Origin of the sequence: Hydrogenoanaerobacterium saccharovorans, assembly GCF_016901815.1 — a bacterium.
In the GTDB taxonomy this organism is placed as follows: domain Bacteria; phylum Bacillota; class Clostridia; order Oscillospirales; family Ruminococcaceae; genus Avimicrobium; species Avimicrobium caecorum.
This window is the reverse complement of record NZ_JACSNR010000016.1, coordinates 1-6,390: the sequence shown is the minus strand read 5'-3', so window position 1 is coordinate 6,390 and position 6,390 is coordinate 1. Positions and strand designations below refer to the sequence as shown.

Sequence of the window (6,390 nt, the reverse complement as noted above, 5' to 3'; positions counted from 1 at the left end):
ACTTGTCAGATGCAGCGGATTTGTGCATGGGATTTTGGTCCCACCTAGCCCCGGATGACCCACACTGACTCGAAAAACCCCGCCTTTCCAAACGCCCCGCAAAAACAGCTCAACAGGAGCTTGCACGGGAGTGAGGGATTGTTTCCTTACTCTCCCGGCAAAAGCCGCACACAGGCCCATACAGGCGGGACTGTGGGGACTATCCGACTTTGCTGCCTACTGGTCTTCGGGATTTCTTCTTTTTCTGGGCCCATCCCCAAAGTCCTTTTCTTTGTTTATGCGGCGCAGTTTTTATACAGGAGGCTCCATCCTTCGCCCCCCTAATAATGTTCTATAGAACATTATTAGGGGACATGGAAACCCTCTCTTTTCATCGCTGCGATAGGATGTGCTTCCTCAAGCTGCCTCAAAATTGCCCCAAATAGCGGTCGACTTGGTATCAGGTATCTGTTTCCTACCCCGACTGGGAAAACCTCACACAAGCCCACACAGCCGATCACGCAGGGCGTTCCTGCTTAACTTTCGTACCTGACGCCTTCTCCCTCTGTACATCCAGGGATATTTTCTCCAACTGCTGCTGGTAGAATTGCTCCACTGCTTCCTGAATCGGACGGATAGTGAAGAGCAGATTTCCATTTCGCTTCTGACCGTTCTTCGTGGTAACGCTGGTCGGCTCTGTAGCGATGAGCCCCCGGTCTTCCAGCATCCGCACATATTTTCTTACTGTGTTGGTGCTCATTCCTGTAGCTTTTCCGATGGTTTTGAAACTGGGCCAGCACCGATAAGTATTTCTGTCCTCACAGAAAAGCAGATAGGAATACACTGCCAATTCTCCCGGCGCCAGACCGAGCAGGAAGACTTCGTTTGGTACCGGAAAATAGTTTTTGATTGGGTCTCTCTTTGGCCACTTCTGATACTTCACTGAATCCCTCCCTCTGTGTGGTGCTGCACCCAGACTATGAACTGCTCCTTCGGAACAACAATTCGATTGCCGACCTTCAGGGTAGGGAAATCCGCTTCGTGCATCAGCTCGTAAGCTGTAGATGGAGCAACACCCAACACCTTTGCCACCGTTTCGGCATTCAGGAACAGCGGCAGTTCTTCATAGCTTTTGTAGACTGATTCTTTCGTATAACACTCCTCCTCCCTGGCAAAAAAAGAAAAAAGACATACACACCGTTTCTGAGCAACACAACTGCAGCACCTTGTTCGGTGCTTACAACGTGTGATTCAGTTTGGTATGTATGTCTGTTTGACTAAAAAATGCTGGCAGGGTACCAGCTATGCATGGAACAAATGTTCTTTACCTGTGTTGTAACATGATGAGTTTGGATTTGTCAAGAGAATCCCATTCGGTGAGTAGGACATAAATAGACCGCAAAAAACATGGCTTGCAGTTCCCCAGTAAAATGAAGTCATTGCATTTCTTTCAAAAAGAAACCACAAACCATATTAATCACAATCCAGTTTTAACTGAGATAACTACCTTAGTTAGTCGTCAACGCCATTTACCACCCATATCTTTTTGAGAGGAATCAGCTCTTTGATCTCATCATCCATCTGGTCGTAGTAACGCAAGAACTCTTCAATGATTTCTTTGTGTGTCCAAAGACGAATTTCAAAAAACTGTTTGGCGGTCTCATTGATAACGGAAGATTTGAAACCGCTCCATGACACTAACAAGCCGTATTCTGCACCAAAGTTTTTCATCACACCGCCCAACTGATCCAAAACCATCCGATCCACTGGCGCGTCCGTGGACTTAACCTGAACACAGATTTTGGGACTTCCAAAACCAAGCGTACCCGCAGATGCCAGAATATCCACACCTTTATCCGGTCCGGCTGGGCTAACATATGTAGTGAACCCCTTTGCTCGAAGAATAGCATCTACAATTTTTGCTAAACCATGCCCCTTAGTCTTCTGGATTATCAGATTTGTGATAACCCCCAAGGCTTCATTTTCAATATCTCGTGCTTCTTCATCATCCGGCGGCTCTTGCAGAGTAATTTGAGGTACTTTCTTTCCCTGCTTCTGGGCATGGATGACAGCTTTTATGCGATCTTCCTGCTTAATACGGCAAATGGTCATAAATGCTCCAAAGGAATACAAAATGTCATAGTCAAAAGCCGCACGGGGAATGTCACAGGCAAACCAATCCACTTGGTGAGCGTGATAATAGGGATTATCGTTATTGGGCAGAAATTCATAATCTCCAATGATCTTTCCAAAATGAATAACTGGTTTGATCTTGCTGGGCAGGGCAACGATCTCACCCTTTTTCATCTCATGAGCAAACGGCCATACCTGGCTCGCCCAGTTCATTGCTGTTTTTACCTTGACATCCGGGTTGTTGTCCACAAAATATTGCTGCAAGTCCTGCTTGGTATGGAACTGCATGATTGATTCCGGGAGATTATCCCAGGTGCAGTATACCTTGCTATCCTCAAGGAATTTGTTTTCAAACTCGCCATACCGTCCTGCACGGCACAACCACATCGACATTATTTTCCCTCCTTACCGCTCACAGCCCAAACAATACACAGCGATCTAAAACCGTCTTGCGTTCTCCCAATCAGAGATCAGCATGACGAAAAAATATAAAATCACTTCGAATGTTTGGATAGATAAAATGACAGAACCCGTATATATCACCAAAATATTGGGCACAGATTCCCAGTGTACAGAAACGAGGCACTGCCTGGAACAAATATGATTTAAATCAGATGATGAGGAACTCCAGAAGCAGAATTCATAATTTTTGCTTGCTCTGTGTCGCGAATCCTGTCAGCCATTTTTTGAATTCGACTGGTAATCCACATATATGCCGTAGTTCCTTCTGAATAGTCTGCTTCCGCATACATGTCCACACGTCCATCTTCGCGCATCTGTTCTACTTGCTGCATGGCTTCCAAGTCTCCTTTTGGATAGATCGCAAAAGTGGCGCCTCCATTTTTCTTGACCACGGAAAACGCTGGAATATCACTGGGACCATCAGCAATGTAAATCATATTTTCAAAGTGTACACGCCGGTTTTCCTCTGGTATCTTGGAATTCACCTCTATGCCGTCAATCTTTCCAATACCTTTATTGATTTCAAAGATCGCCCTGGTTTTTGTTGTGTTGTCAATGGTATAAATTACCTCACCAATCACAAGATTACCTTCGGAATCCGGGGTCTCAAGCAACTCACATCCCCAAATTCCATCCACAAATGGCATCAGTTTAGAACCACGGATCACCTCTGCAAATCCAGTGCTTACGATATAGTGCTCCACCTGGATACCGTATTCCGAATAGGTTTTGTCATCTTTAAACATCTGTTTTGTTTTTTCAAATATTTCAGGAATACCGTTATAAAACTTTTGCTTCGCACCATATTCTCGCAGTTTTTGGTTATTTAGTCCCTTCAGGGTTCCATCATGCGCACATTTGATAAAGTGATTTAAATAATATGTATCACTGTTAACACGAACCCCTTCCTTTTCATATTCTTTTGGCTTATTCCTTACTTCATCCCAGAAACTTTTTGAATCAACGCCATAATCTTCAAAAATGGGGTCCTGCATATATCCATCCACAAGAGTTTTATCACAATCCCAAATCACAGCAATAATATTAGCCATAAAATTCCTCCTTCTGCCTCACTCTTTTCAAGGCCGCAAAACATAACGGCGCTATCTTCGCGTTTCTAGACAATAACCCGGTACAGGATCTCACCGGTTTCTGCTGCATGACGGCGTTTCATAAAGATCAGTTCAGGCAAAGAGATTCTATTTTCTAACACTTGGGTGAGATCAGCGCCATCCATCAGAATAATAGACCTTCCAGAACCTGCGGTGGAAACTGCCGACGAATTAAAGCCAGAGATGGAAATAAATAATCCTAGAGTAGTTTTGAGTTTTCTTGATACTTTGGCTTCAAATATATCAATATCAGATCTGTCTATAGGTTCCTGTTTCCATTTTGCCTCAATCAGATAATCCGTGTTGTCATGTGTAAAAGAACCGTCAATCTGTTCTCCTTGTATTTTAAACGAAGATCGTGGCGACAAATCAAAAAATGCAAACAAATCGCCCAGGAATTCTTCAAATTGATATCCTCTCTTTTGAGAATTTTCGCTCTTTACGAGCGTATAAAATCTCTCTTTGAATTCATCAATTTTTTTATTGTAATCAAGAGTATTTTTTCTCTGTGCTTCAAACTTCTTTTTATTTTCTTCAGCTTGCTTTTGATTGTTTTCCTGTTCCAAAAAATCGCCGCAGCTTTTTCGAAATGCTTCAACCGCCTCTTTGGCGAAAGCAATCTTTTTGTCCCCATCGTCCAATCTTCTGAAATGTGAATAGTCGCTAAAATTATATACATTACGTAAAAGTTCCATTAAATCGTTGGAGTACAAATCCGGTCTCTGTACCATACGATCAATCAGCTCAGACACAATTTCAAACTTACTGTTTCCGTCCCAGTCAATGACAGCAACAATTGCATCATTTTTTATACAGTACTTCAAAAAACTCCGCAGATCATTTTTATACCAATATATCTTTGATAATGCATTTTTTAAAGACATGAGTGTATTGGCTGATATTTTAGGCGTCATCATTTTCCTCCATTCTGTAATTTTCTGTATTGGAATCCCAGCCGCTCGCACAGCGGCAGCAGCTGTTCCAGTTTTTCGACAATCCGCTTTTGCTCGGCAAAAGGCGGGAGAGGCAACAAATAATTACGCAAAAATTTTAAAGACACAAACGATTGAACCCCACCACTTGCACTTTTTTCATTTGTTCTTGTTCTTTTTGAAGAAACAGCAATAGGTAACTCATATTGAACAAGCGATTATCAATAGGCTTAAACAGCGCCATATTTTTAATGCAAAATTCTCTGTCTTTTTTTACTAAAACCGGATTTCCTATTGTACCAATCATTGCAAAAAGTATATCACCGGTATTTACTTCTGACCGCATATTTATGGCAGCCGCATCTGTTTCAGAAATTAGTTTTGCGGTATCAAAATCAATCTTACCGGAAACTAAATTTTTGCTGGTAACAAGAGGAACCCCTTTTAAGACATATTTGGGCGTGTCATGTGTTCCATCTCTAACATCAATTACATCAGAAAATCTCACCCACTTCCAACTGTCCGGAATATCAAAGGGCTTTTCATCCTCGGTGATTTCGGGCAGCGATTTTTCCTTCTTGATCTTCTTCTCGGCAATCAGGCGCTGTTTTTCTTCCTGAATCTGTGCAAAGAGTTCCTCGGCGGTACCTTCTTCGGGGCGCTGTTCCACCAGCTTGCCCTGGATAGCGTACTGCAGGAGGGATTTTTTCATATCCTCCGGGAAGCGGGTGTTGAACAGCTCCAGCTTGCTCCACGCCTGCTCATAGCGGTCAATATAGGGCAGCAGCTCCTCGATTTTGGCAACAATCCTCTTTTGCTCAGCAAGGGGCGGAAGGGGGAATGGCAATTCAATCATTGTGTCCGTTCCTACTCTTGGCATTTTTACTCCATAGGTAACGGAATTGATAATAAAATCCACATGTGGCGACTTTAAAAAGTACACTGCATATCGTGAATCTATATTTCCATACAAATTAAAGGGAACCATTTCAGAGGAACAGATGCCATCATCTGGTGCAACGAGTATTTTTTTCAAGTAAGGACGTAGTTTACTGTAGAGGATTTGCCCTCTATAGAATCGAACTTTATCTCCAGAAATTTTTCGTTCAGATGCTTTGCAGATATTAATGATTTTTCCGCTTTCCTTCTCAATATCTTCAAGATCCAACGACCACATATCTTTTGTAATTTCGTTTGCTGATATCTTTTCTTTCCGGTGATCGTATGTACTTATATCGCCCAATCTCACCCAATTCCAGCTCTCTGGAATATCAAACGGCTTTTCGTCCTCTGTAATTACTGGCATTGGCTTATCCTTTTTGATTTTCTTCTCGGCAATCAAGCGCTGTTTTTCCTGTTGAATCCGGGCAAAGAGTTCCTCCGCTGTACCTTCTTCGGGGCGCTGCTCCACCAGCTTACCCTGAATGGCAAACTGCAAAATACTGTTTTTCAGTTCCTGTGGGGTCATTCGGCACTCCCTCCCAACAGGCTGGTGATCTCCGCCAGCACCCGGTCAATCTCTGCATTGAGTGAGGCACGCTGCTCCTCGTACCGATGAATCAAATCCATAGGAGCCAGGATTTCTTCCTCCTCATGGGGGTAACCACACTGATCGAGGTTGTAACCCAGCTCCTCGGTGAGCTGCTGGATAGTGAACTTTTTAGCCTTGTCAAAGCCCTCCTCGGTAATCTCCTGCCGGTCATTCCACCAATCCAATACCGGCTGGAAATGCTCCAGTTTCATCGGCTTGGTTTTGGAGAAGTGCTTATAGC

7 protein-coding genes and 1 pseudogene are annotated in these 6,390 nt (G+C 43.4%); all 8 read right to left on the bottom strand.

The features are described from left to right. Positions 1 to 496: 496 nt before the first annotated feature. On the bottom strand, positions 497 to 922 hold the full coding sequence (locus H9X81_RS11370) for a helix-turn-helix domain-containing protein (RefSeq protein ID WP_204722132.1): 426 nt from the start codon (positions 920 to 922) through the stop codon (positions 497 to 499). Then, positions 919 to 1,098, bottom strand: coding sequence for a helix-turn-helix domain-containing protein (locus tag H9X81_RS11710; RefSeq protein WP_207751068.1), 180 nt, complete (start codon positions 1,096 to 1,098; stop codon positions 919 to 921). Before H9X81_RS11710 ends, H9X81_RS11370 begins: the two co-directional genes overlap by 4 nt. A 393-nt stretch (positions 1,099 to 1,491) precedes the next feature. Then, the gene (locus H9X81_RS11360) at positions 1,492 to 2,505 is read right to left on the bottom strand and encodes a restriction endonuclease (RefSeq protein WP_204722130.1); all 1,014 of its coding nucleotides are present in this window, start codon (positions 2,503 to 2,505) and stop codon (positions 1,492 to 1,494) included. Positions 2,506 to 2,717: 212 nt separating this feature from the next. Beyond that, positions 2,718 to 3,626 carry a haloacid dehalogenase-like hydrolase gene (locus H9X81_RS11355; RefSeq protein ID WP_204722128.1) on the bottom strand — a complete coding sequence of 303 codons (909 nt, stop codon included), beginning with the start codon at positions 3,624 to 3,626 and terminating at the stop codon, positions 2,718 to 2,720. Positions 3,627 to 3,691: 65 nt separating this feature from the next. Then, a complete protein-coding gene (locus H9X81_RS11350; protein ID WP_207751067.1) occupies positions 3,692 to 4,651 on the bottom strand; it encodes a restriction endonuclease in 960 nt (319 codons plus the stop codon). Continuing rightward, positions 4,600 to 4,746 carry a restriction endonuclease subunit S gene (locus H9X81_RS12100; RefSeq protein WP_204722125.1) on the bottom strand — a complete coding sequence of 49 codons (147 nt, stop codon included), beginning with the start codon at positions 4,744 to 4,746 and terminating at the stop codon, positions 4,600 to 4,602. The genes H9X81_RS11350 and H9X81_RS12100 overlap by 52 nt, the downstream gene beginning before the upstream one ends. Beyond that, the gene (locus tag H9X81_RS11340) at positions 4,737 to 6,086 is read right to left on the bottom strand and encodes a restriction endonuclease subunit S (RefSeq protein ID WP_204722123.1); all 1,350 of its coding nucleotides are present in this window, start codon (positions 6,084 to 6,086) and stop codon (positions 4,737 to 4,739) included. Before H9X81_RS11340 ends, H9X81_RS12100 begins: the two co-directional genes overlap by 10 nt. Then, a pseudogene (locus tag H9X81_RS11335) lies at positions 6,083 to 6,390 on the bottom strand (SAM-dependent methyltransferase); the annotation flags it as partial. The pseudogene H9X81_RS11335 and the gene H9X81_RS11340, both read right to left, overlap by 4 nt.